Raw genomic sequence first — 19,777 nt, 5'->3', positions numbered from 1 at the left:
CGTCCCGCCGCGCGTATCGTCGGCGCAATCATAGAAGCGCAAGGGTAGGATTCCATGCCGAAGTTCGCCGCGAACCTGTCGATGATGTTCAACGAAGTCGATTTCCTGGACCGGTTCGACGCCGCCGCCATGGCCGGGTTCAAGGGCGTGGAGTTCCTGTTTCCCTATGAATGGGACGCAGTCGAGCTGCGCGCCAAGCTGGAGGCCGCCGGGCTGACCCAAGCGCTGTTCAACCTGCCGCCAGGGGATTTCTCCAAGGGCGACCGCGGGTTCGGCGCCATGCCCGGCCGCGAGGCGGACTTCGACGCCGCCCTGGAGCTGGCGCTGAGCTACACCGAGGTCCTGAACTGCGACCTGCTGCATGTGATGAGCGGGATCGTTCCCGCCGGCGTCAGCAAGGACGCCTGCACCGAGACCCTGATCGCCAACCTGAAGCGCGCGGCACCGATCGCCGCCGCCAAGGGCAAGACGCTGATCATCGAGCCGATCAACACCCGCGACATCCCCGGCTACTTCCTGAACACCCAGGCCCAGGCCCGCTCGATCCTGGAGGCGGTGGCCTGCGACAATGTCGGCCTGCAGTTCGACTTCTACCACGTACAGATCGTCGAGGGTGACCTCGCCAAGACCTTCGAGGCGCAGTTCGACCTGGTCCGCCACGTGCAGATCGCCGGGGTGCCGGAACGCCACGAACCCAACGTGGGTGAGATCAACTACCCCTATCTTTACGACCTGATGGACCGGCTGGGCTACGACGGCTGGGTCGGCTGCGAGTACCGGCCGAAGGCCGGCACGGTCGAGGGGCTGTCCTGGATGAAGGGAATCTGACGTGAAGATCGCGATTACCGGCGGCGCCGGCTTCCTCGGCGTCAAGCTCGCCCGCTCGCTGCTCGCCGACAACGCGCTCGGCGTCGAGCGACTGACCCTGGTCGACATGGTGGCACCGCCATCCGACCTCGCAACCGACGGCCGCGTGGTATCGGTGACCGGCGACGCTACCGACGAGGAGTTGCTGGCCGAGGCGATCCGCCCGGACACCAATTCCGTCTTCCATCTGGCCGCCGTGGTCAGCGCCGGCGCCGAGGCCGATTTTGACCTGGGCATGCGGGTCAACCTGGACGCCACCCGTACCATCCTGGAAATCGCCCGCCGCCACGGCAACCGCCCCAGGCTGGTGTTCGCCAGTTCCTGCGCGGCCTACGGCGGCGACCTGCCGGAGGTGGTGACCGACAACCAGCAGCTCACCCCGCAGAACTCCTACGGCGTGCAGAAGGCGATCGGCGAACTGCTGATTAACGATTACAGCCGCAAGGGCTTCGTTGACGGAAGGGCGCTGCGCTATCCGACGGTGGTGGTGCGGCCGGGCAAGCCGAACAAGGCAGCGTCGACCTTCGCAAGCTCGATCATCCGCGAGCCGCTGCAGGGCCAGGACGCCGTCTGCCCGGTGGCGCCGGAGACCGCGATGTGGCTGGCCAGCCCGCGCACCATCGTTGCCAACACCAGGCGCGCCCACGACCTGCCGGCCGACGCCTGGGGGCCGTGGCGTGCCGTCGCCCTGCCCGGCTTCACCACCACGGTCGGCGAGATGGTCGCGGCCCTGGAGGCGATCGCCGGCCCGGAAGTGGCCGCGCGGGTAAAGTGGCAGCGCGATCCGCTGATCGAGAAAATCGTCTATGGTTGGCCGGCACGCTTCGAAACCGTCCGGGCCGACGCCATGGGCTTCCACCGCGACCCCGGCATGGAGTCGGTGATCAAGGCGTTCATCGAGGACGAACTGCCGAACCGCCCTGCATAGAGGCCCGCAGGAGCATACGAAAGGAAGGCGCCATGACCTTCACCTGGAACGTTCCCGAGGACGACTACAACGCGATCCGCCAGTGGTTCGCAGAGTGGAGCGTGAACGTCGCCGAGGTTGACTTCGTGCCGGCCCGGGCGCTGTTCGAGGACAACGTCGCCAGCTTCGGCACTCACATGGACGTGGTCGAGGGGCTGGATGCGCTGGAGAACGACCAGTGGCGGTCGGTCTGGCCGACCATCGAGGATTTCAGCTTCAACCTGCCGACCCTGAAGGTGGCGATCTCACCCGACCAGCGCCTGGCTATGGCGGTCATCACCTTTTCGTCGACCGGCATCGGTCCCGACGGCAACCGCTTCAACCGCCCCGGCCGCGCCACGGTTGCGCTGGCAAGATCGCGTCGGAACGCCAAATGGAAGGCAATCCACAGTCACGTCTCGCTGACTCCAGGCACGCAGGCCCCGAGCCACGGCAAGCGGCCGGCCAAGTCCTAGGCGATACCAGCGAGGGCTGGCTGGATGATCCCACGTCGCCCGAAGCGAAGCGAGGGCATCGGTGCACCGGCGGCTAATCCAGTGTCGACAGGGCGTTGTCTGAATTGATGCGCGTCGTCCGATAGCCGTGCTCGGCCAGGAATCCGCCGACCGTGTCGTAGCCTGCGTTGATCTCCCAGATGATGTGGGTGACGCGACCCGTCTCGAGGAAGCCACTCGCCCCGCGTAGGACCGCGAGCTCACCGCCCTCGACATCGACCTTCAGCACCACGGGCGCCCCCTCGGGCACGGTGATGCCATCGAGGCGGCGGACGGCCGTCGGCGTATACATCGGCTGCTTGTCGAAGGGCCCGCCGTTGTACCTGGCACCCGGGTTCTCAGGATCGAAGACCAGCGAATGCCCCATGCTGGTGTTGCGTTGCAGGTAGGCGGTGCCGTCCGCGTCGGCCACGGCGGCATCGACAACCGTCACGTGGCCGGTCAGGCCGTTCTTGGCCAGCCAGGCACCCAGCATCGAGCGGTTGAACGGATCCGGCTCGATGGCAACAACGGTCGCTCCCGCCGTGGCAGCGTGCAGGGTATGGATGCCCCAATGGGCGCCGACGTCGATGAAGACGCCACCGGGGCCCAGGATGTCGTCCAGCAGGTCGCGTTCACCACGCTCCCAGCCGTCATTGAGCTCCTGGTAGATCAGGTAGAGGGCGGCTTCATCGGACAGCAGCGATGTCGGAATCGGCATCGTGTAGCGGCCGGGCGTGCGGTGGCACGGCAGCATGACCTGATCGCCGACCACGCAGTTCCGAGGGATTTTGAGCGTAAGCGGCATGCCACTCTTCGAATGTGGAGAAACCTTCAGGCCAACACATTGATTTTACGATACTTTGTTCGTACTGACCAGGATTCTTCAGAAATATCGCGGCGTAGCCGTTGGGATGACAAGCGACTGGTGAACGTCTGGTTGGTCAATGTGGGCGGGGCTGCGCCAAGGCCCTACGCTCAACATCGCCGCGGCCCGCTTGCGGGCCGCGGCGGGACGATTCGGTGGCTGGTACGGGAAAGGCGTGCTGCTATGAGCGAACTGATCGTTTGGACCTATGACTGGGTGCCTGAAGGTCCCCGTGGCTTTGTGCGCGACATAAGGCTGAGATGGGCGTGCGAGGAAGCTGGGTTTGATTACTGCGTTCGAACGGTCCCTTTCGGCGAGCGCGGTGCCGACCATCTGGCGCGTCAACCGTTCGGTCAGGTCCCGTTCCTGAGCGATGGCGTGATCGAAATTTTCAAGAGCGGAGCAGGACTTCTGCACCTCGCCCGGAAAAGCGAAAAACTGATGCCGTCCGATCCGGTCGGGGAAGCTCACACGCTGCAATGGACGATCGCCGCGCTCAACTCGATTGAGATGGTTTCCGTTCCCTGGTGGTACCTGGAAGTGACCGGCGCGAAGGACAATCATCTCACCAACTGGTTGGAAAGCCGCCTCGATCATATCGAGCGCATCCTGAAGCAGCGGGACTGGCTGGTAGCCGACCGCTTCACGGTGGCGGACCTGCTGATGGCCGATGTCCTCCGCGTCGCAAAGGTTCGCTCGTTCGGAGATAGACCGGCAACGGAGGCCTATGTGGCTCGGATCACCGCACGTCCCTCGTTCAGGAAGGCCCATGCCGATCAGGTGGCGCACTTCGCTGCGGCCGACGACAGGAATGCGGCAATTGGGCTGGACGAGTGAGCGTCTGAATCCGGATGCAGCGGACGCGGCGCCGTGTTACCCCGCCGCTCGCCCGTTCCACGGAAACGCCTGTTCGTCATCCGCGATCAACCAGGCGCCGCCCAGACTGGCTGGCAGTGCCAGGCACGCCAGCCCCGGGCCGGTATCGCGCACCGGGAACCCGCGCCCTTCGAAGAACGCCCGGGTCGCGGGCAGTGCGTCCGACAGCAGGCCGTAACCAACGATGCCAGGCACCGGCGGTACGGCGGCACCCGGAAACAGGCGGGCCGCGCCGGCCGGCGTGGTGAGAACCACTCCGCCACGTGCCAGTTCCAGGCGGATCATGTCCTCGGCAACGCGTTTCGGCGGCGCCTCCATGAACCGCGCATAACGGTCGGCCGCCTCGTCCAGATCCTCGGGCAGGATCACGACGTCGCGCAGGGCGACGATGCCGTTCTCGTGGTTCATCCAGCGTGGCTGCCAGACCAGTTCCTCGGTCAGTTGCGTGAGGACCTGAACCCGGCCTTCGGCCATCGCGTCCGCCGGCGTCCGGCACACGGTGAAAGCCGCCATGCCTTCACCGCCGTTCGCGAGCGGTACGGTACGGCGCAGGTTGACCGGTTCCTGGGTCTCGAACCCGGCAGCCTCCAGCCGGTCGCGGCGGGCCAACGCGTCCGGATCGGTCATCGCTACAATGTGAACGCCGGTGTAGCGCTCCAACTGTCGCTGTGTGCGGGCGCCTGTGGGGTGATCACGATCAACCACACATAGCACTTCGATGTAACCTTCGTGCAGCATCACGCATCGATTGGCCGTACCGCCTGGAAGCGGCGCCGCACCCGGGCCTGGTGTTGTCTGGTGCACCGTATAGGGCGTTTGCACGAAACCGAGCCTGGCCAAGGCGCGGTGCGCGGCATCCATGTCCGGTACAAAATGCCCGAGATGGTCGAGAAACGTCTCGCCGGAACCGGGGAGTTGTCGTCGCGTTGCCATGAAGCTGCCCTATTCCGATGATGGGCTTTTCGTCGTTGTCCCGTTCGACCATGATAGCGGGACGCAGACCCGGGGCGAAAGCGGGGATGACTCGTCCTCCCGGGTTCGACAAGGAGGATGCCATGATGGAGTGTTTGCGCCGCTGCCAGTGCCGCAGCCCTCTGACCGCAAGAGCCGGCCGAGCCGATCTCTCCGACACCCTCATCGTCGGCACGATGATGGCCGCTGCCATCGCCGCTTATGCCTGGTTGATCGAAGCCCTGTCCGGGTGATCGGCCAGCAGCCGGAGACTCGATCGTGACGGCACCGCCGTCATCCGGGCTCGGATCACGGGCGCCGGATTTCGCGCTGCCCGACCTCCACGGCGACACCGTGCGGCTTGCCGATGTCCGTGGCGAGCGCGGCACCGTAATCATGTTCATCTGCAATCACTGTCCCTACGTACGTTCGGTGATTGGACGGATCGTCGAGGACTCACGCGTCCTGCTCAAGGAAGGCGTCGGGGTGGCGGCGATCATGTCGAACGACCATCGGGCCTATCCGGAGGACGCGCCCGACAAGATGCGCGCCTTTGCAGCGGAGCACGCACTGCCGTTTCCGTATCTTCTGGATGAGAGCCAGAATGTCGCGCGAGCCTACGACGCCGTGTGTACCCCTGACTTCTTCGGCTACAACTCCACCTTGGACTTGCGGTACCGCGGGCGGCTGGACGCCTCGAAGACCACCCCGGTTCCCGACGCCCGGCGGGACCTGCTCGAAGCCATGCGGCAGGTCGCAGCAACCGGCGACGGACCGACCGGGCAGATTCCGTCGATGGGATGCTCCATCAAATGGAAGAGTCCGGCATAACCAGTAGTTTAATCGGTTGCCGGTAATATTGGCGTTCACAATAGTATCGTAATTTACGACAATTCGATTGAACTGCGGGTTCTCTGCGTCAAATCATGTTCGACACGCGTGTCGCGGCTCGGCCGATGTCGGGCGGGGATTGGGATCAATGATTGTCGAGGAAAGCCGGTTCGAAGGGCGCGATCTCTCGGTCGTGCAGCACCGTGACCTACGTCGCCTTGCGGACTACTGGCTGATCAAACGCTGCGATCGAATCATGCCGACGCGAGCCGACATCGATCCGACTGACATCCCTTGGGCCCTCTCCCGTCTGTATCTGGTCGACTATGATCCGGCGTCAGGCAGGTTCCGGTACCGTGTTGCCGGCTCGGAAGTCGAAGCGATGTATACCGATTTTACCGGCCGACACAGCGTGCGCGGCATGCATCTGGACGAACTGCTGGTCCCGTCCGAAGCCGCCATGGTGATCAATCGCTGGAAACCACTGCCGGTGCGGGGCGCAATCATCCACATGCAGGGTCTCATCTACAGTCTGTCCAACCGGGCAGCCGTTGGAGAGCGGCTGCTGCTTCCGCTTGCCGAAACCGACAACGGACCGGTTACCGGCCTGATCGGCCTCACCGTTCGGACCGGCGCAATCGGCGCGATCGACAAAGCGGACCGCCGGATCCGGATCACCTACATCGAGGCCCGCCACCTGCCCACCACCGCTGAAGGCCCTCAGCCAAAGGCATAAGCATCCATGCGGAGCACCGCAAAGGTCGTGCTGTCGTGCAACCGGCGACCTGGCACGCCGCCGCCGGCCCCCATCGCCGCAAACAATGGCATGAAATGCTCTTCCGTCGGATGGTTCCGCGCTCCGTGCGGGGCGAGGCGACGGTAGTCAAGCAGGTCGTCGCTGCGCCCCTCGATGATCGCCGTGGCCGACCAGTCCGCGAATTCCTGGACCCAGTCCGGCGCCGGGGTGTCGACCTGACGAAACGGTCGCGGAATTTCGTGCAGGTTGTGGGTGAACGACCCCGAACCGATCACCAGTACGCCGCGTTCGCGCAATCCCGACAGCGCGACGCCCAAAGCGTGGTGATGCGCCGGGCCGGCCGAGGGATCCACCGACACCGCGACGACGGGAATCCCGGCGTCCGGATACATCAGCGACAATGGCACCCACACGCCGTGGTCGAAGCCCCAGCGCTGGTCGGTCGCAGCATCCAGGCCGGCGCCTCGGGCGAGTTCGACGATCTCCCCGGCCAACGCCGGGTCGCCCGGCGCGCCGTATTGAATCTCGTACAGCGCCGCCGGGAACCCGCCAAAGTCGTGGATCGTCCGAGGGTGCGCGGCGTCGTTCACCCGGACGCCGGACGCCTCGTAGTGAGCGCTGACGACCACGATCGCCGTCGGGCGTCCAAGTTCTTCTCCGACCCGTGCCAGGAAGGCGCGGGCCGGGACATCATCAATAACCAGGGTCGGCGCACCGTGGCTGACGAACAGCGCGGGCATCGTTGCCATGAGACCGTCTCCTCCCTTTCCCACCGCTCAGCGCGTCCAGGCCGGGATCGCCGCCGGCACCGGCAGGCGAACGGCGAGGGCACCAGCCCCAAGCAGTGCCTGTACGACAAGCGTTACTGTCCAGAATGCCGGGAACTCCCATCCTCCGCCCGGAGCGCTGAACAGCCAGCCATTGCCGGCGTGCTGCAACGTGGCGCCGATCATGACGGGAATGAGTGCCAATGCCACCGGTCGGACCGCGATGCCGAGCAATAATGCCGCCCCGCCGCCGAACTCGGCCAGAATGACGAGGTACGCGAACAGCGCCGGGTAGCCCACGGATTCGAAGAACTGCACGGTCCCGGGAACCGTGAACACGAACACTTTGAGCGCGCCGTGCGCCAGCATTGCGACACCAATCGTCAACCGCAGCAGGAGCGCTGCATAAGCTGCAGCCTTATCGTCGGTCATCTCTCTGTCTCCATCTTCGTCGCCCCCCGGCCATCGGCGGGCCAATCACTGCGACGAAAGATGTGGCGTGGGCTTCGTGAGACAATTTCATTCACATCAGAATTATTATCTCATAATAATTGACAATGGATCGCCTCACGCTCCTCCAGACCTTCGTTGCCGTCGCTGACACCGGCGGCTTCTCGGCCGCCGCCGAGCGGCTCGGCCTGTCCAGGGCCATGGCCAGCCGGCATATCCACGTGCTTGAAGACCGGCTCGGTGTCCGCCTGCTGCACCGGACCACGCGACGGGTGAGCCTGTCGGAAGCAGGCCTCGGCTATCTCGAACGCGCCCGGCGGCTGCTGGCGGACTTTGACGACGCCGAGACCGAGGTTCGTGGCGAACGCGCGGCACCACGCGGGACGTTGCGGGTCAACGGTCCGGTATCTTTCGGCCGTGCCCACCTCGCCGCGGCTCTGCCGAGTTTCCTGGAGCAGCATCCTGGCCTGACCGTGGAGTTGACGGTCAATGACCGTATCGTCGACCTGATCGAGGAAGGCTACGACGTCGCCATCCGGATCGGCCGGTTGTCGGACTCCAGCCTGATCGCCAAGCGCCTCGGGACGGTGGAGGTCCGGCTGGCTGCCAGCCCAGCCTATCTGGCAAAGCATGGATTGCCGACGGAGCCAAGCGACCTGGGCGACCACACCTGGCTCGGCTACACCTACTCGACTGGCACCACCGGGTTGCGGTTCACCAGCGCCGACGGCCGTGAGGCCGTCGTCCGCCTCGGGCCGCGCCTGACCGCCAACAACGGCGACGTTCTCACCGAAATTGCGGCGGGTGGTGCCGGAGTGATCCTGCAGCCGAGCTTCATTCTCGGCCCGTACCTGGCCGACGGACGTTTGGTTCCGGTGCTCCCGGACTGGGGCGTCCCCGACCTCGACATCCACGCGGTGCACCATCAGAGCCGGCATGTTGCCGCAAAAGTCCGGGCCTTCGTCGACCACCTCGCCGAGTGTTTCCGTGTGCCGCCGTGGGCCTCGTCGACTATGCCACCCACTCGCTGACCGGCGCGCGCGCCTCGTGCAGTGGCTGGCACAGGACGTCGACCAGGCTTGGACCGTTGTGCTCGAGCGCCTTTCTCAGCGTCCCGTCGAGCTCAGCGGGATCGCTGACGGTCCAGGCCTTGACGCCAAACGCCTCGGCGACCCGTGCGTGATCGGTGCGCGAGAAATCGACGGAGTAGTACCGCGCGCCGAAGCCGGTCTTCTGGCCGGCCTTGATCCAGCCATACACGGCGTTCGACACCACGATCATGGTGATCGGCGCGCCAAGGCGGGCGATGGTCTCGAGTTCGCCCGCCGTGAAGCCGAAGCTGCCGTCGCCCATGATGCTGACGACCTTGGCCGACGGTCGGCCGTAGTGCGCCCCGGTCGCCGCAGCCATCGAGTAGCCGAGCGCTCCGTGTGCCCGGTTTGAGAAGAACCGCCGTCCGGTCTGCTCCCAGTCGAGATACGCCGACAGGTAAGGGCATGGCGTACCGGGATCGGCAACCACCACCGAATCCTCCGGCAGCACGCGCTGCAGGGACGCCACCAGCCGCTCCGGGCGGATCGGCATCTCGTCGCTCTCCGCCAGCGCGCGGAACGACGCGTACTTGCGCTGCCGGGCATCGGCCACCTTGGCCGCCGCATCGGCGCCGTCGCGCGCCACCCCCTTCTTAGCCAGAGCGACGGCAATGGCGGCAAGGCCGAGCTTCGCGTCGCCGACCAGCGCGACCTCGGTCGGGTAGGTCGCGCCGATGACCTGCGGGTCGCTGTCCAGGTGCACGATCCGGGTTCGGCCCGGCTCGGGGAACCGCCACCGCTCGGTGGTAACCGATCCGGCGCGGCATCCGACGAAAAACACCAGGTCGGCCGCCGTCACCACATCGCGGGTCTCGACGACCCCGCCGTTGCTGCCGACCACGCCAAGCGCCAGCGGATGGCCGTCGCCGATGGCGCCCTGTCCGCTGATCGTGGTCGCCACGACGGCACCCAGCGCTTCGGCCACCACGCGCAACTCGTCAAACGCGCCGGCGATGACCGGACCGCCACCGACGATGATCACCGGGAACTTCGCAGAGGCCAGCGCGTCGGCTGCCGCCTCCACCGCCGCGGGGTCGGGTGCGCTGCGCCGCGCCGGCCATGTCCCCAGGGTCGGGTCGCCCCAGACATCATCGGCGTCGACCGCACCCTTCTGCACGTCGAACGGCAAGCCAATGTGCGCAGCGCCCGGCCGCCCGGTGGTCATGGCCCTGAACGCCGCGCGCAGGGTGCGGGGCACGTCCTCGGCGCGATCCAGCACGGCGTTCCACTTGGCCAGCGGCCGGAACAGCGCCTTCTGGTCCAGTTCGGTCAGCGCGTACTTGCCACGTGAACTGACGGAAATGTCGGTGGTGATCGCCAGGATCGGCACCGAGCTTTCGTTGGCTTCTACGACGCCCGGCAGGATGTATGTGGCGCCGCCACCCGACGGCCCTTCGCAGATCCCCACCTTGCCCGACACCCGGGCGTAGCCGTCGGCCATATAGGCGGCCGACCGCTCGTCGCGGGTCAGGACGTGGCTGATGCCGCCGCCGATACCGTGCAGTGCGTCGTAGAACGGCAGGCTGGTATCGCCGCACAACCCGAAGATCCGGTCGACGCCATGCGCCTGCAGGGTGCGGACCACCGCCTCCGCGCCGGTCATCCGGTTGCTGCTGTCGGCCGGCTTCTGGCTGGTCATCTGCGTCACTCTCGATGTGTCATACGGCTTTTGGGACACGCGACGATACGCGAGCGGTTGCCGATGACAAGCCGGCCACGGGAATGACGCCGCTGGTGCAATGCATTTGTTTGAAATTGGCACGAGAGTCGTTTACCAGGGCGCGGGAATCGTTTCTATTCGCACACGCTAATTCATTCTTCGTTGGATCATACATGCCGCGACGCCTCATCCTCGCCGCCGAGATCGTTCGTGACGTCGCCGCCAATGACGCTGTCGTCGTCGATCGCGATGCGCTCATCAAGCTGGCAGAGTCCTTGGAGGCCGAGAGCAGACGGCTCCTGGCCCTGAACCATCTGAATCCGAATATGGACGCCGAGATGCAGCGTATCCTGCCGAGTATCCGGCATCTGGCTGCAGTATTCTGCCCGGAATCCGCGTCTCCGCTGCGCGACTGATCAGTTGGCCGGTTCGGCAGAGTCCACAGTCCAAGTCCGTACAAATCCTAATATCGACAAATTTAAATAAAATCTAAGCTTCCTTCGTCATACGGTCTGCCTCACGCTTCCGTGTGAAGCTGACACGTCGGCTGGCAGTCCAACGTGATGGAAGGACACGACATGCCGGGACGCCTGTTGCTTGCCGCCGAAATTGTCCTCGACGTAGCCCGGTCTCTGCCGGCCGAACAACGCTCGGTTCTCGAGTCGGCGGCCGAAGACCTGAAGGTGGCCGCCGCGACGGTTTCCGCCGAAACGGCCATCCCCATCGATCTGTCTCCCGCCATGAGCACGTTGCCGCCCAGCATCCGACGGCTGGCCGCCGCCTTGGTGCCGGAGATCGACGACCGCTACGAATCGCCGTTTCACTGATCCGATTGTCCTGCCCGGCGGCGCGCGGCAGACTGCCCGCGTTTCCACGGAGGAAGTCGGATGTCTCAGGACGAAGCGCTCGCCCAGACGATGGATCGCCTGCGGACGGTCGGCACGGCGACCGTATCGATGCAATTGCTCAAACGCGGATTGCGCCGCACCTCGATCGCCGGGGTGAAGCCGCTGGCCCCTGGCCAGGGCTGCGTGGTCGGCGAGGCTTATACCCTGCGCTTCCTGCCGCTGCGCGAGGATCTGTCCGATCCGTCGGTGCTGGGCGCGCCCGGCTATGGGCCCCGCGCCGCGATCGAGGAGTGCCCGCCCGGCGCCATCCTGGCGGTCGAGGCCCGCGGCATTTCCACCACCGGCTCGCTCGGCGACATCCTGGCGGCGCGGCTCGCCAAGCGCGGCGTCGCCGCAGTGGTGGCCGATGGCGCCGTGCGCGACGGGGCTGGGGTGACGGCCACCGGCCTGCCGGTCTGGTGCCTGGGCACGGCCGCTCCGGCGTCGCTGACCGAGATGTCCGGCGGCGGCGTGCAGGGTCCGATCGCCTGCGGCAACGTCACGATTTTCCCCGGCGACATCCTGGTGTGCGATGGCGACGGCGTGGTGGTGGTGCCGCGCAAGCTGGCCCGCGAGGTCGCGGCCGACGCGGTCGAGCAGGACCGGTTCGAACGCTGGGTCCAGGCCCGGGTCGAGGAAGGCCGGCCGACGATCGGGCTGTACCCGCCGAATCCCGAAGCCAAAGCCGAATACGAGGCTTGGAAAGCGTCGGGGGCGCACCAGCCGTGATCGACGCCGAAACCCTGCTGCGCCGGATGTTCCAGGCAGCCCTGGACGCCGCCGACCCGAAGATCTGCCTGCCGCCGTTCCTGGTGCCGTTGGCCCAGGCGCCCTGCACCGGTCGAACCGTGGTGATCGGTGCCGGCAAGGCCGCCGCCGCCATGGCCGCCGCCACCGAGGCTGTGTGGGACCAGCACGCGCCGGGCGCCGCGATCGAGGGTCTGGTCGTCACCCGCTACGGCCATGGCTGTCGGACCGAGCGAATCGAGGTGGTGGAAGCCTCGCACCCGGTGCCGGACGCCGCCGGCCGAGACGCCGCCGCCCGGATGCTGGAACTGGTGCGCGGTCTTGGCGCCGACGACCGGGTAATCGCGCTGGTTTCCGGTGGCGCCTCCGCGCTGCTGGCCCTGCCGGCCGACGGCGTCACCCTGGAGGACAAGCAGGCGGTCAACCGCGCCCTGCTGAAGTCCGGCGCTTCAATCCACGAGATGAACGCGGTGCGCAAGCACCTGTCGGCGATCAAGGGCGGGCGGCTCGCCGCCGCCGCGTCGCCGGCCCGGGTCCACGCCTTCCTGATCTCCGACGTGCCGGGCGACGACCTCGACGTCATCGGCTCCGGGCCGACGGTCCCGGACCCGACCACCCTGGCCGACGCCCGCGCCGTGCTCGCCAAGTTTGCCATCGAGCCGCCGGCCGCGGTGGCGCGCGCCCTGTCCGATCCGGCCTACGAGACGCCGAAGCCCGGCGACGCGCTGTTCGGGGGGGTGGAGACCGTGATGGTCGCCCGCCCCCAGGCCTCGCTTGAGGCCGCCGCCGACGTGGCCCGCGCCGCCGGGGTGACCCCGGTGATCCTCGGCGACGCCATCGAGGGCGAATCCCGCGAGGTCGCCACGGTGATGGCCGGGATCGCGGCACAGATCGCGCGCCACGGCCAGCCGGCCGAGGCTCCGGCGGTTCTGTTGTCCGGGGGCGAGACCACGGTGACCGTGCGCGGACAGGGCCGCGGCGGCCGCAACGCCGAGTTCCTTGTGGCATTGGCGGTGGCCGTCGAGCGGCGCTGCGGCGACATCGCCGCCGGCATCGCCGCGGTCGCCGGCGACACCGACGGCATCGACGGTACCGAGGACAACGCCGGCGCGCTGTTCCTGCCCGGCGATCTGGAGCGTGCTGGCGCCACCGGCGTCGACCTGGTCGCCCACCTGGCCAACAACGACGGCTACGGCGCGTTCGAGGCGCTCGACCGGCTGCTGATCACCGGCCCGACCCTGACCAACGTCAACGACTTCCGGGCGGTATTGGTATTGCCGTGAGCCGGTTGGCCGGCAACGGGGGCTGGTGGGCCGGGTTGGCGGCGCCGATCGAGGCACTCGGCTTCCGGCTCGGCGGCGGCTTCCACCCTGAAGCTAACGATCCCGACACCGCCGGGCTCGCGCCGCCAGCCGGTACCGTGGTGGTGATCGGCCACGCCGGGCCGTGGCTGTGGCAACGCTTCAGCGCCGAACGCGGCACCTTCCCCGGCCCCGATCCGCTCGACCGCTGGACCCGCACGGTCTTGAGCCCGATCGCCGTGGGTTGCGGCGCCACCCTGGTCCTGCCGAACGACGGCCCGCCCTATCAGCCGTTCCAGCGCTGGGCGATGCGCGCCGAAGCGGTGCACCCAAGCCCGCTCGGCCTGCTGATCCACCCCCGGTACGGCCTGTGGCACGCCCTGCGCGCCGCCCTGGTCTTCCCGGACCGCCGCGAACTGCCGCCGCGCGCCGAGGCGCCGCCGCCGTGCGCGACCTGCGTTGCCAAGCCGTGCCTGGCCGCTTGCCCGGTCGGCGCCTTCGACGGCAGCCGCTACGACGTCGCCGCCTGCGCCGCCCACGTCCGCTCGGACGCCGGGACCGCTTGCCGACAACACGGTTGCCGAGCCCGCCACGCCTGCCCGGTCGGACCGGACTGGGCGTGGAGCGACGAGCAACAAGCATTCCACATGGCGGCGTTCCTGGACGGGCAAGGGTAGCGGACTCGGCCCCTCGGAGCGTTAGCGACCGCTGTCCCGCTCACGGAAGAACGCCGCAATGGTCGCTGCCGCGGTATCGACGTGCTCCAGCAGCACCGCCACGGCGGCATCGGTGTCGCGCCGTTCGGCAGCGGCCAGCAGGGCGCGGTGCTCGTCTTGGGACAGGTGCTCGCGCCCCTTGGCGGCAAGGTGGAAACGCAGATAGCGGTCGGCGACCGCCAGCTGCTGCTCGGCCAGCGCCAGCAGCTTGGCGCGTCCGGCGCGGGCGTACAGCGCCATGTGGAAACGGCGGTTCAGCTCGCCGACCCGGCCCTCGTCGGCTTCGGAATCCATCTCCGCGATCAGGTCCCCCGCCCGCGCGAAGTCGTCGGCGGTCAGCTTCGGGATCGACAGGGTGAGCGCCGCCGGCTCCAACGCCCGGCGGATCGCGTAGTTGTCGGCGGCGTCCTCAGCCGAGATCTCGGTGACCACCGCCCCCTTGTGCGGCACGAAGTCGAGCAGGGCCTGCGCCTCCAACCGGCGCATCGCCTCGCGCACCGGCATCCGGCTGACCCCGAACACCGCCGCCACCTCCTCCTGGCGCAGCGGCAGCCCGCCGGCCAGCCGGCCGTCCAGGATCGCCGCCTTCAGCGTCGCCTCGACGAACTCGGTCGCGGTGCGGTGACGCAGGGCACCGTCGACCGCCAGAGATTCCAGGCTGGATGTCATCGCAAGTTCCGCCATCGCTATTCAATAGCCGTTCGTTGATTGGATCCAATTCTACGCTAAACTCGACTCCGACAACAGCCCGGTCGGGTCGCATCGCTCCGGGCGCCACGCGCGGAGCCTCCATGACCGAACAGACGACGCCATCTTCAGGGTCCGCGCTGCAATTGCTGTCGGTCGGCCTGCTGACCGCTACCGTGGGCTTCGCCAGCGCGTTCACCATCGTTCTCCAGGGACTGGCGTCGGCCGGCGCCTCGCCGGCCCAGGCGGCATCCGGCCTGCTGGCCCTGTGCGTCGCCCAGGGTCTGGTCGCGATCTGGCTCAGCGTAAGGATGCGGATGCCGATCAGCATCGCGTGGTCGACGCCCGGTGCGGTCCTGCTGATCGCGACGGGGGTGCCGGACGCCGGGTTTTCGGAGGCGGTCGGGGCGTTCCTGATCAGCGCCGCCCTGGTGGTCGCGGCAGGGCTGTGGACGCCGTTCGCCCGTGCGGTCTCGTCAATCCCGCCGGCGCTGTCGAGCGCCATGCTGGCCGGGGTCCTGCTGGACCTGTGCCTTGCACCGATGCGCGCGGTCGGCGCAATGCCCGAACTGGCACTGCCGATCGTGCTGGCCTGGGCGATATCCTGGCGATACGCGCGTTCGTACGCGGTGCCGATTGCCGTCCTCGTCACCGTCGGAGTAATCGCCTTCGCAACGGAGATCCCGGAAGGCACCCTGACAGGTTCATGGCCTACCCCGGTCCTGGTGGTCCCGACCTTCTCGGTCGACGCCACCGTCGGCATCGCCCTGCCGCTGTTCATCGTCACCATGGCGGCACAGAACCTGCCGGGCCTCGCGGTCATGAACGCCAACGGCTATCAGCCGCCGGTCCGGCCGATCTTCGTGGCGACCGGTCTGGCCAGCGCCGCCGGCGCCCCGTTCGGCGGGCACGCGGTCAACCTTGCCGCGATCACCGCCGCGCTGTGTGCCGGCCCGGATGCCCACCCCGATCCGTCACGGCGGTGGATCGCCTCGTCGATCGCCGGTGCCGCCTATGTGGTGATCGGCCTGTTCGCCGGGGTAGCGGCGGCGTTCGTCACAGCGTCGCCGCCGCTGCTGATCCAGGCGGTCGCCGGCCTGGCCCTGTTCGGCAGCCTGGGAGCCGCGGCCGCCAGCGGGTTCGCGCGCGAGGAGGATCGGCTGCCCGCCGTCCTGACCTTCGTGACCACGGCGTCGGGGTTGTCGTTCTTCGGAATCGGCGCGGCGTTCTGGGGTTTGATCGCCGGCGGAACTTTGTGGTTGCTGTCGCGGCTTCGCCACCCCATATGAAGGTTCGATGAACAGACCCGGTGACGGGACGGCCATGCCGATTGGATCGCTCTATGAGGGTCCGGCGGGCGCCGTCTCAATACGATATTATCTTGCGCAACCGGGCGATGTGCATCATATAGGCGCCATCGAACGCGCTTGGGTGTCTCCGAGTCACGGCACGACCGCGAAGTTGGTTTTCTCCCAAACTGCAGTTTGATTACCCCTCGCTGCAAAGGTGCGGCGGGATGTTCCACGTTTGGGAGATACCCCAATGGCTACCGGTACTGTTAAGTGGTTCAACGCGACCAAGGGCTATGGTTTCATTGAGCCCGAGGATGGCTCTGCGGACGTCTTCGTCCACATCTCGGCTGTTGAACGCGCCGGAATCGCGTCCCTCAACGAGGGCCAGAAGGTTTCGTTTGATGTCGAGCGCGGTCGCAACGGCAAGTATGCCGCTACCGATCTGCGTCCCCTCTGACTGGGCAACGCTCGAACTCGCGCCCGGCCGCAGGCCGGGCGCGTCCCTCCGCCAACCGCTGAGGAGCGAGCATGGCCAAAGACGATCTGATTGAATTCGAGGGCGTCGTGAAAGACGTCCTACCGGATGGGCTCTACCGGATAGAGCTCGATAACGGTCACGATATCATCGCCTACACCGCCGGCCGGATGAAGAAGTTCCGGATCCGAATTCTGGCGGGAGACCGAGTGACCGTCGAGATGACGCCCTACGATCTGACAAAAGGGCGCATCAACTTCCGACACAAGGACGAACGCGCCGGAGCCCCAGGGCCAGGCGTGCGGCGTCCTCCCCCGCGAAAGCGCCGTTGACGGGTTCCGTCCGGCGCCGCGGGCGCATTTGAGGACTTGTATGACTGTTCAAGATTTCCGCTCGCTCGGCCTCGCCGAGTCGCTTCTGCGGACCGCCGCGACATGCGGCTATACCACCCCCACCCCGATTCAGGTCGCAGCAATCCCACCGCTGCTGGCCGGTCGTGACCTGATCGGCCTGGCTCAGACCGGGACCGGAAAGACTGCGGCATTCACCTTGCCGATGCTGCACCGCTTGGCTGCCGCCGGCGAAAAGCGCATCCCGAAGGCGCCGCGTGCGCTGATCCTGACACCGACCCGCGAACTGGCGGTTCAGATTGCCGGGGTCGTCGAGACCTTCGGCCGTTCGATCGGCCTGCGCCACGCCCTGGTTCACGGCGGCGTTTCGGCGCGGCCCCAGGCCGTCGCCCTGCAGCGCGGCGTCGAAGTGATGATCGCAACCCCGGGCCGACTGCTCGACCTGATCAACCAGCGCGCGGTGTTCCTCGACAAAGTTGAGTACTTCGTGCTCGACGAGGCCGACCGCATGCTCGACCTCGGCTTCGTGCGCGACGTCAAGCGGATCGCCGCCCTGGTGCCGGCGAACCGGCAGACCGCCCTGTTCTCGGCAACCATGCCGCAGTCGATCGTCGAGTTGACCGAGAGCCTGCTGCGCGATCCGGAACGGGTCCAGATCACGCCGACCTCGACCCCGATCGAGCGCATCCAGCAGAGCGTGATGTTCGTGGCTCGCGCCAACAAGCGGACGCTGTTGGCCCGCCTGTTGGGCGCGCCTGACGTCAGCCGGGCCATCGTGTTCGTGCGCACCAAGCATGGCGTCGACCGCGTGGTCGATTCCCTGCGGCGCGACGGCCTGACCGCCGAGGGCCTGCACGGCAATAAGAGCCAAGGCGCCCGCCAGACCGCACTGGACGCCTTCAAGCGCGGCCGCCTGCCGATCCTGGTGGCGACCGACATCGCGGCACGCGGCATCGACGTGCACGAGATCAGTCACGTCATCAACCTCGACCTGCCGGACGTGCCGGAAACCTACATCCACCGCATCGGCCGCACCGCGCGCGCCGGCGCCGGCGGGATTGCGGTCTCGTTCTGCGAGAACGAGGAGATCGGCAACTTCATGGCGATCGAGTCGGAGATCCGGCGGACCATCGACGTCGACTCCACCCACGGCTTCCACGACACCGCGATCGAGGCGCAGTACCGGTCCGGCCGACGGCCGCCGGTGGCGGCTTCGCAGCGCGCCCGCCGCAACAACAACGGTGGTGGCGGCGGACGCCCGCAGCAGGACGCGCAACGCCGCGGCCGGCCGCAGGGCAAGTCGTCGAACAACGACAGCAACCGGCGCCCGCGACGCTCGGCGGAGGCTCGCCCGTCGGCCTAATCCCGGCGGAGCATTATCGAGATTGATGAAGCGGGACGGTCAGATGCGATCGTCCCGTTTTTCTTTGGCGACATAGGCGCCGGTCTCGTCCTGGATGAGATCGACGACGCCGTCCGGTCGTGGCGCGGGCTGGCTTGAGTCCGACCGGCCCTGACCGGTCCGGGCCTGGTCGCCACGCCCCGTGGAATCGACCTTGCGCTTGCGTGCCGCGTCCAACCGGCCGATCAGCTTGAAGCCGTACCAGACCGCACCAAGGATCGCGGCGAGCACCATGAGCTTTGAAAGACTGAATCCCAACATGGTCCCGTTTTACCCCGCACCGGTGTCGACGCAAGTGTGCCGGCGCTGATTCGACTGCAGCACTACCGGCACTACCCGGAAACTGTATTCGTGGTTCAAAGGCCGAACCGCGACCAGAGCGCCCGCTCTTCGACTGCCGCAATCATGCCATCAGCCCAGCCGGCCAGCGGCCCGTCAACGGTACTACCCCATCCCGACCGGGCCAGCCCGATCCGTCCGGCGAGGCCCTGCTTGCGCCGCAGCACTCGGAAGCGGGTCCGCGCGCCGTAGCGCTCGCGCAGGGTCCGCCGAAGTTCGCCCTCCCCGTCGGCCAGCCCAAGGGCAACGCTGCGGGTACCGGTCCAGAACTTGCCCTCCAGCAACTCCGGGTCGTCGTTCAGCTTCAGCATGTCGCCTCGACGCGACCGCACCCAGGAAATGAACCGCTCGTGCATCTCGCCCTGGATCGCCTTCAGGTGGGCAACATCGTCGGAACGCTCGGACTGAAACGGATCCAGCAGAGCCTTGCGCGAGCCGGCGGTGTGCACCCGCCGCTCGATGCCGAGCTTGCCGATGGCCTCCTGGAACCCGAAACCGGAACTGATCACGCCGATCGAACCGACGATCGAGGTTCCGGTCACCCGGATCTCGTCGGCCGCGCAGGCCAGCCAGTACCCGCCGGACGCCGCCACGTCCTCGACAAACGCCACGACCGGCTTGTCGCATTCGGCCGCCAGATCCCGGATCCGTCCGGCGATCAACTCCGACTGGACCGGCGAGCCGCCCGGCGAACTCACCACCAGGGCGACCGCAGTCACCGAGCGCGGTCGAAACGCCGCCTCGAGCAAGGGGGAAAGCGCGTCAATGGTCAGGCCGCGGTTCATTCGGCCGAGATTGCCGATGACTCCGCGCAACGGAACGACGGACACGATGGGCGGACGACCGCGCACCCTGTCGATGATCGGATCATACCAGGACATCCACGCTAAATAGGGCACCGCGCCCCGCACCACAATGCGCAAGCGGCAGCCCGATTCCCGGCCGTCTTCCCCTGGGTCACCGGCGGGCCCGGTTGCTGCAAACCTCAATGGTTCCGCAGTCCATCGGGTCCTGCTCGACAGC

At 67.2% G+C, this 19,777-nt stretch carries 25 protein-coding genes; 17 read left to right on the top strand and 8 right to left on the bottom strand.

Features of this window, described 5'->3' with window-relative positions; translation table 11 throughout:
* Positions 1–54 precede the first annotated feature (54 nt).
* Genes otnI through RIC54_RS09135 form a run of 3 tightly spaced genes read left to right on the top strand, consistent with a single transcriptional unit; the run spans position 55 to position 2,289 of the window.
* The gene (gene otnI, locus RIC54_RS09145; protein WP_350087175.1) at positions 55–828 is read left to right on the top strand and encodes a 2-oxo-tetronate isomerase; all 774 of its coding nucleotides are present in this window, start codon (positions 55–57) and stop codon (positions 826–828) included.
* Between the two features lies 1 nt (position 829).
* Positions 830–1,795, top strand: a complete 966-nt coding sequence (gene denD, locus RIC54_RS09140; RefSeq protein ID WP_350087172.1) for a D-erythronate dehydrogenase — start codon at positions 830–832, stop codon at positions 1,793–1,795.
* 32 nt (positions 1,796–1,827) lie between these two features.
* Positions 1,828–2,289, top strand: a complete 462-nt coding sequence (locus RIC54_RS09135; RefSeq protein ID WP_350087169.1) for a YybH family protein — start codon at positions 1,828–1,830, stop codon at positions 2,287–2,289.
* Between the two features lie 73 nt (positions 2,290–2,362).
* Here RIC54_RS09135 and RIC54_RS09130 read toward each other — a convergent pair whose 3' ends face one another.
* Entirely contained in the window at positions 2,363–3,115 is a 753-nt protein-coding gene (locus RIC54_RS09130) for an FkbM family methyltransferase (RefSeq protein WP_350087166.1), read from the bottom strand.
* Between the two features lie 243 nt (positions 3,116–3,358).
* On the opposite strand from RIC54_RS09130, the gene RIC54_RS09125 reads away from it, so the two are divergent.
* The gene (locus tag RIC54_RS09125; RefSeq protein ID WP_350087163.1) at positions 3,359–4,012 is read left to right on the top strand and encodes a glutathione S-transferase family protein; all 654 of its coding nucleotides are present in this window, start codon (positions 3,359–3,361) and stop codon (positions 4,010–4,012) included.
* A gap of 36 nt (positions 4,013–4,048) precedes the next feature.
* Here the strand turns inward: RIC54_RS09125 and RIC54_RS09120 are convergent, their stop codons facing one another.
* Positions 4,049–4,984: a VOC family protein gene (locus RIC54_RS09120; protein ID WP_350087160.1), complete on the bottom strand. Its 936-nt coding sequence runs from the start codon at positions 4,982–4,984 to the stop codon at positions 4,049–4,051.
* A gap of 86 nt (positions 4,985–5,070) precedes the next feature.
* Here RIC54_RS09120 and RIC54_RS09115 point away from each other — a divergent pair, with 86 nt between their 5' ends.
* The 3 genes from RIC54_RS09115 to RIC54_RS09105 all read left to right on the top strand — a co-directional run bounded on the left by RIC54_RS09115 (position 5,071) and on the right by RIC54_RS09105 (position 6,569).
* Complete coding sequence (locus RIC54_RS09115) at positions 5,071–5,256, top strand: hypothetical protein (RefSeq protein ID WP_350087157.1); 186 nt, start codon at positions 5,071–5,073, stop codon at positions 5,254–5,256.
* A 25-nt stretch (positions 5,257–5,281) separates the two neighbouring features.
* The gene (locus RIC54_RS09110; RefSeq protein WP_350087154.1) at positions 5,282–5,833 is read left to right on the top strand and encodes a thioredoxin family protein; all 552 of its coding nucleotides are present in this window, start codon (positions 5,282–5,284) and stop codon (positions 5,831–5,833) included.
* Between the two features lie 148 nt (positions 5,834–5,981).
* Positions 5,982–6,569: a PAS domain-containing protein gene (locus RIC54_RS09105; protein ID WP_350087151.1), complete on the top strand. Its 588-nt coding sequence runs from the start codon at positions 5,982–5,984 to the stop codon at positions 6,567–6,569.
* Here RIC54_RS09105 and RIC54_RS09100 read toward each other — a convergent pair.
* Complete coding sequence (locus RIC54_RS09100; RefSeq protein WP_350087148.1) at positions 6,554–7,339, bottom strand: DODA-type extradiol aromatic ring-opening family dioxygenase; 786 nt, start codon at positions 7,337–7,339, stop codon at positions 6,554–6,556. The genes RIC54_RS09105 and RIC54_RS09100 overlap by 16 nt on opposite strands.
* A 27-nt stretch (positions 7,340–7,366) precedes the next feature.
* Positions 7,367–7,789 carry a DoxX family protein gene (locus RIC54_RS09095; RefSeq protein ID WP_350087145.1) on the bottom strand — a complete coding sequence of 141 codons (423 nt, stop codon included), beginning with the start codon at positions 7,787–7,789 and terminating at the stop codon, positions 7,367–7,369.
* A gap of 125 nt (positions 7,790–7,914) precedes the next feature.
* Between RIC54_RS09095 and RIC54_RS09090 the strand changes: the two genes are divergently transcribed.
* Positions 7,915–8,838 (top strand): LysR family transcriptional regulator, encoded by a 924-nt coding sequence (locus RIC54_RS09090; protein ID WP_350087142.1) that lies wholly within the window; start codon positions 7,915–7,917, stop codon positions 8,836–8,838.
* On the opposite strand, the gene RIC54_RS09085 is transcribed toward RIC54_RS09090, so the two are convergent.
* Entirely contained in the window at positions 8,819–10,537 is a 1,719-nt protein-coding gene (locus RIC54_RS09085; protein ID WP_350087139.1) for a thiamine pyrophosphate-binding protein, read from the bottom strand. The genes RIC54_RS09090 and RIC54_RS09085 overlap by 20 nt on opposite strands.
* Positions 10,538–10,731: 194 nt before the next feature.
* Here RIC54_RS09085 and RIC54_RS09080 point away from each other — a divergent pair, with 194 nt between their 5' ends.
* The 5 genes from RIC54_RS09080 (at position 10,732) to RIC54_RS09060 (ending at position 14,170) form a co-directional block, all read left to right on the top strand.
* Positions 10,732–10,974, top strand: a complete 243-nt coding sequence (locus tag RIC54_RS09080) for a hypothetical protein (protein ID WP_350087136.1) — start codon at positions 10,732–10,734, stop codon at positions 10,972–10,974.
* Positions 10,975–11,136: 162 nt separating this feature from the next.
* The gene (locus tag RIC54_RS09075) at positions 11,137–11,385 is read left to right on the top strand and encodes a hypothetical protein (RefSeq protein ID WP_350087133.1); all 249 of its coding nucleotides are present in this window, start codon (positions 11,137–11,139) and stop codon (positions 11,383–11,385) included.
* A 60-nt stretch (positions 11,386–11,445) separates the two neighbouring features.
* Complete coding sequence (locus RIC54_RS09070) at positions 11,446–12,174, top strand: RraA family protein (RefSeq protein ID WP_350087130.1); 729 nt, start codon at positions 11,446–11,448, stop codon at positions 12,172–12,174.
* 26 nt (positions 12,175–12,200) lie between these two features.
* Positions 12,201–13,475, top strand: a complete 1,275-nt coding sequence (locus tag RIC54_RS09065) for a glycerate kinase type-2 family protein (protein ID WP_350087926.1) — start codon at positions 12,201–12,203, stop codon at positions 13,473–13,475.
* A complete protein-coding gene (locus RIC54_RS09060) occupies positions 13,472–14,170 on the top strand; it encodes a ferredoxin (protein ID WP_350087127.1) in 699 nt (232 codons plus the stop codon). The genes RIC54_RS09065 and RIC54_RS09060 overlap by 4 nt, the downstream gene beginning before the upstream one ends.
* A gap of 21 nt (positions 14,171–14,191) precedes the next feature.
* On the opposite strand, the gene RIC54_RS09055 is transcribed toward RIC54_RS09060, so the two are convergent.
* Positions 14,192–14,878 (bottom strand): GntR family transcriptional regulator, encoded by a 687-nt coding sequence (locus RIC54_RS09055; RefSeq protein ID WP_350087124.1) that lies wholly within the window; start codon positions 14,876–14,878, stop codon positions 14,192–14,194.
* Positions 14,879–15,000: 122 nt separating this feature from the next.
* Here RIC54_RS09055 and RIC54_RS09050 point away from each other — a divergent pair, with 122 nt between their 5' ends.
* The 4 genes from RIC54_RS09050 (at position 15,001) to RIC54_RS09035 (ending at position 18,376) form a co-directional block, all read left to right on the top strand.
* The gene (locus RIC54_RS09050; protein WP_350087121.1) at positions 15,001–16,185 is read left to right on the top strand and encodes a benzoate/H(+) symporter BenE family transporter; all 1,185 of its coding nucleotides are present in this window, start codon (positions 15,001–15,003) and stop codon (positions 16,183–16,185) included.
* Positions 16,186–16,438: 253 nt separating this feature from the next.
* The gene (locus tag RIC54_RS09045; RefSeq protein WP_007668461.1) at positions 16,439–16,645 is read left to right on the top strand and encodes a cold-shock protein; all 207 of its coding nucleotides are present in this window, start codon (positions 16,439–16,441) and stop codon (positions 16,643–16,645) included.
* A 71-nt stretch (positions 16,646–16,716) separates the two neighbouring features.
* Positions 16,717–16,995 (top strand): translation initiation factor IF-1, encoded by a 279-nt coding sequence (gene infA, locus RIC54_RS09040; RefSeq protein ID WP_007668460.1) that lies wholly within the window; start codon positions 16,717–16,719, stop codon positions 16,993–16,995.
* Between the two features lie 40 nt (positions 16,996–17,035).
* The gene (locus tag RIC54_RS09035; protein WP_350087116.1) at positions 17,036–18,376 is read left to right on the top strand and encodes a DEAD/DEAH box helicase; all 1,341 of its coding nucleotides are present in this window, start codon (positions 17,036–17,038) and stop codon (positions 18,374–18,376) included.
* A 39-nt stretch (positions 18,377–18,415) separates the two neighbouring features.
* On the opposite strand, the gene RIC54_RS09030 is transcribed toward RIC54_RS09035, so the two are convergent.
* Both RIC54_RS09030 and RIC54_RS09025 read right to left on the bottom strand, forming a co-directional pair.
* Complete coding sequence (locus RIC54_RS09030; RefSeq protein WP_350087113.1) at positions 18,416–18,676, bottom strand: hypothetical protein; 261 nt, start codon at positions 18,674–18,676, stop codon at positions 18,416–18,418.
* 95 nt (positions 18,677–18,771) lie between these two features.
* Positions 18,772–19,635, bottom strand: coding sequence for a S49 family peptidase (locus RIC54_RS09025; protein ID WP_350087110.1), 864 nt, complete (start codon positions 19,633–19,635; stop codon positions 18,772–18,774).
* Positions 19,636–19,777 lie beyond the last annotated feature (142 nt).

Source organism: Thalassobaculum sp., from assembly GCF_040219215.1.
Classification (GTDB): Bacteria; Pseudomonadota; Alphaproteobacteria; order Thalassobaculales; family Thalassobaculaceae; genus Thalassobaculum_A.
The sequence above is the reverse complement of the archived record's forward strand: the minus strand, read 5'-3'. Positions and strand labels throughout refer to the sequence as shown.

What these genes read in the sequence shown, in the direction of transcription:
- RIC54_RS09125 (WP_350087163.1), top strand. Translation starts at nt 3,359, where the DNA reads ATGAGCGAACTGATCGTTTGGACCTATGACTGGGTGCCTGAAGGTCCC.
- RIC54_RS09050 (WP_350087121.1), top strand. Translation starts at nt 15,001, where the DNA reads ATGACCGAACAGACGACGCCATCTTCAGGGTCCGCGCTGCAATTGCTG.
- RIC54_RS09045 (WP_007668461.1), top strand. Translation starts at nt 16,439, where the DNA reads ATGGCTACCGGTACTGTTAAGTGGTTCAACGCGACCAAGGGCTATGGT.
- infA (WP_007668460.1), top strand. Translation starts at nt 16,717, where the DNA reads ATGGCCAAAGACGATCTGATTGAATTCGAGGGCGTCGTGAAAGACGTC.
- RIC54_RS09085 (WP_350087139.1), bottom strand. Translation starts at nt 10,537, where the DNA reads ATGACCAGCCAGAAGCCGGCCGACAGCAGCAACCGGATGACCGGCGCG.
- RIC54_RS09135 (WP_350087169.1), top strand. Translation starts at nt 1,828, where the DNA reads ATGACCTTCACCTGGAACGTTCCCGAGGACGACTACAACGCGATCCGC.
- RIC54_RS09055 (WP_350087124.1), bottom strand. Translation starts at nt 14,878, where the DNA reads ATGACATCCAGCCTGGAATCTCTGGCGGTCGACGGTGCCCTGCGTCAC.
- otnI (WP_350087175.1), top strand. Translation starts at nt 55, where the DNA reads ATGCCGAAGTTCGCCGCGAACCTGTCGATGATGTTCAACGAAGTCGAT.
- RIC54_RS09080 (WP_350087136.1), top strand. Translation starts at nt 10,732, where the DNA reads ATGCCGCGACGCCTCATCCTCGCCGCCGAGATCGTTCGTGACGTCGCC.
- RIC54_RS09100 (WP_350087148.1), bottom strand. Translation starts at nt 7,339, where the DNA reads ATGGCAACGATGCCCGCGCTGTTCGTCAGCCACGGTGCGCCGACCCTG.
- RIC54_RS09065 (WP_350087926.1), top strand. Translation starts at nt 12,201, where the DNA reads ATGTTCCAGGCAGCCCTGGACGCCGCCGACCCGAAGATCTGCCTGCCG.
- RIC54_RS09090 (WP_350087142.1), top strand. Translation starts at nt 7,915, where the DNA reads ATGGATCGCCTCACGCTCCTCCAGACCTTCGTTGCCGTCGCTGACACC.
- RIC54_RS09095 (WP_350087145.1), bottom strand. Translation starts at nt 7,789, where the DNA reads ATGACCGACGATAAGGCTGCAGCTTATGCAGCGCTCCTGCTGCGGTTG.
- RIC54_RS09130 (WP_350087166.1), bottom strand. Translation starts at nt 3,115, where the DNA reads ATGCCGCTTACGCTCAAAATCCCTCGGAACTGCGTGGTCGGCGATCAG.
- RIC54_RS09025 (WP_350087110.1), bottom strand. Translation starts at nt 19,635, where the DNA reads ATGTCCTGGTATGATCCGATCATCGACAGGGTGCGCGGTCGTCCGCCC.
- RIC54_RS09120 (WP_350087160.1), bottom strand. Translation starts at nt 4,984, where the DNA reads ATGGCAACGCGACGACAACTCCCCGGTTCCGGCGAGACGTTTCTCGAC.
- RIC54_RS09075 (WP_350087133.1), top strand. Translation starts at nt 11,137, where the DNA reads ATGCCGGGACGCCTGTTGCTTGCCGCCGAAATTGTCCTCGACGTAGCC.
- RIC54_RS09105 (WP_350087151.1), top strand. Translation starts at nt 5,982, where the DNA reads ATGATTGTCGAGGAAAGCCGGTTCGAAGGGCGCGATCTCTCGGTCGTG.
- RIC54_RS09115 (WP_350087157.1), top strand. Translation starts at nt 5,071, where the DNA reads ATGACTCGTCCTCCCGGGTTCGACAAGGAGGATGCCATGATGGAGTGT.
- RIC54_RS09030 (WP_350087113.1), bottom strand. Translation starts at nt 18,676, where the DNA reads ATGTTGGGATTCAGTCTTTCAAAGCTCATGGTGCTCGCCGCGATCCTT.
- RIC54_RS09035 (WP_350087116.1), top strand. Translation starts at nt 17,036, where the DNA reads ATGACTGTTCAAGATTTCCGCTCGCTCGGCCTCGCCGAGTCGCTTCTG.
- RIC54_RS09070 (WP_350087130.1), top strand. Translation starts at nt 11,446, where the DNA reads ATGTCTCAGGACGAAGCGCTCGCCCAGACGATGGATCGCCTGCGGACG.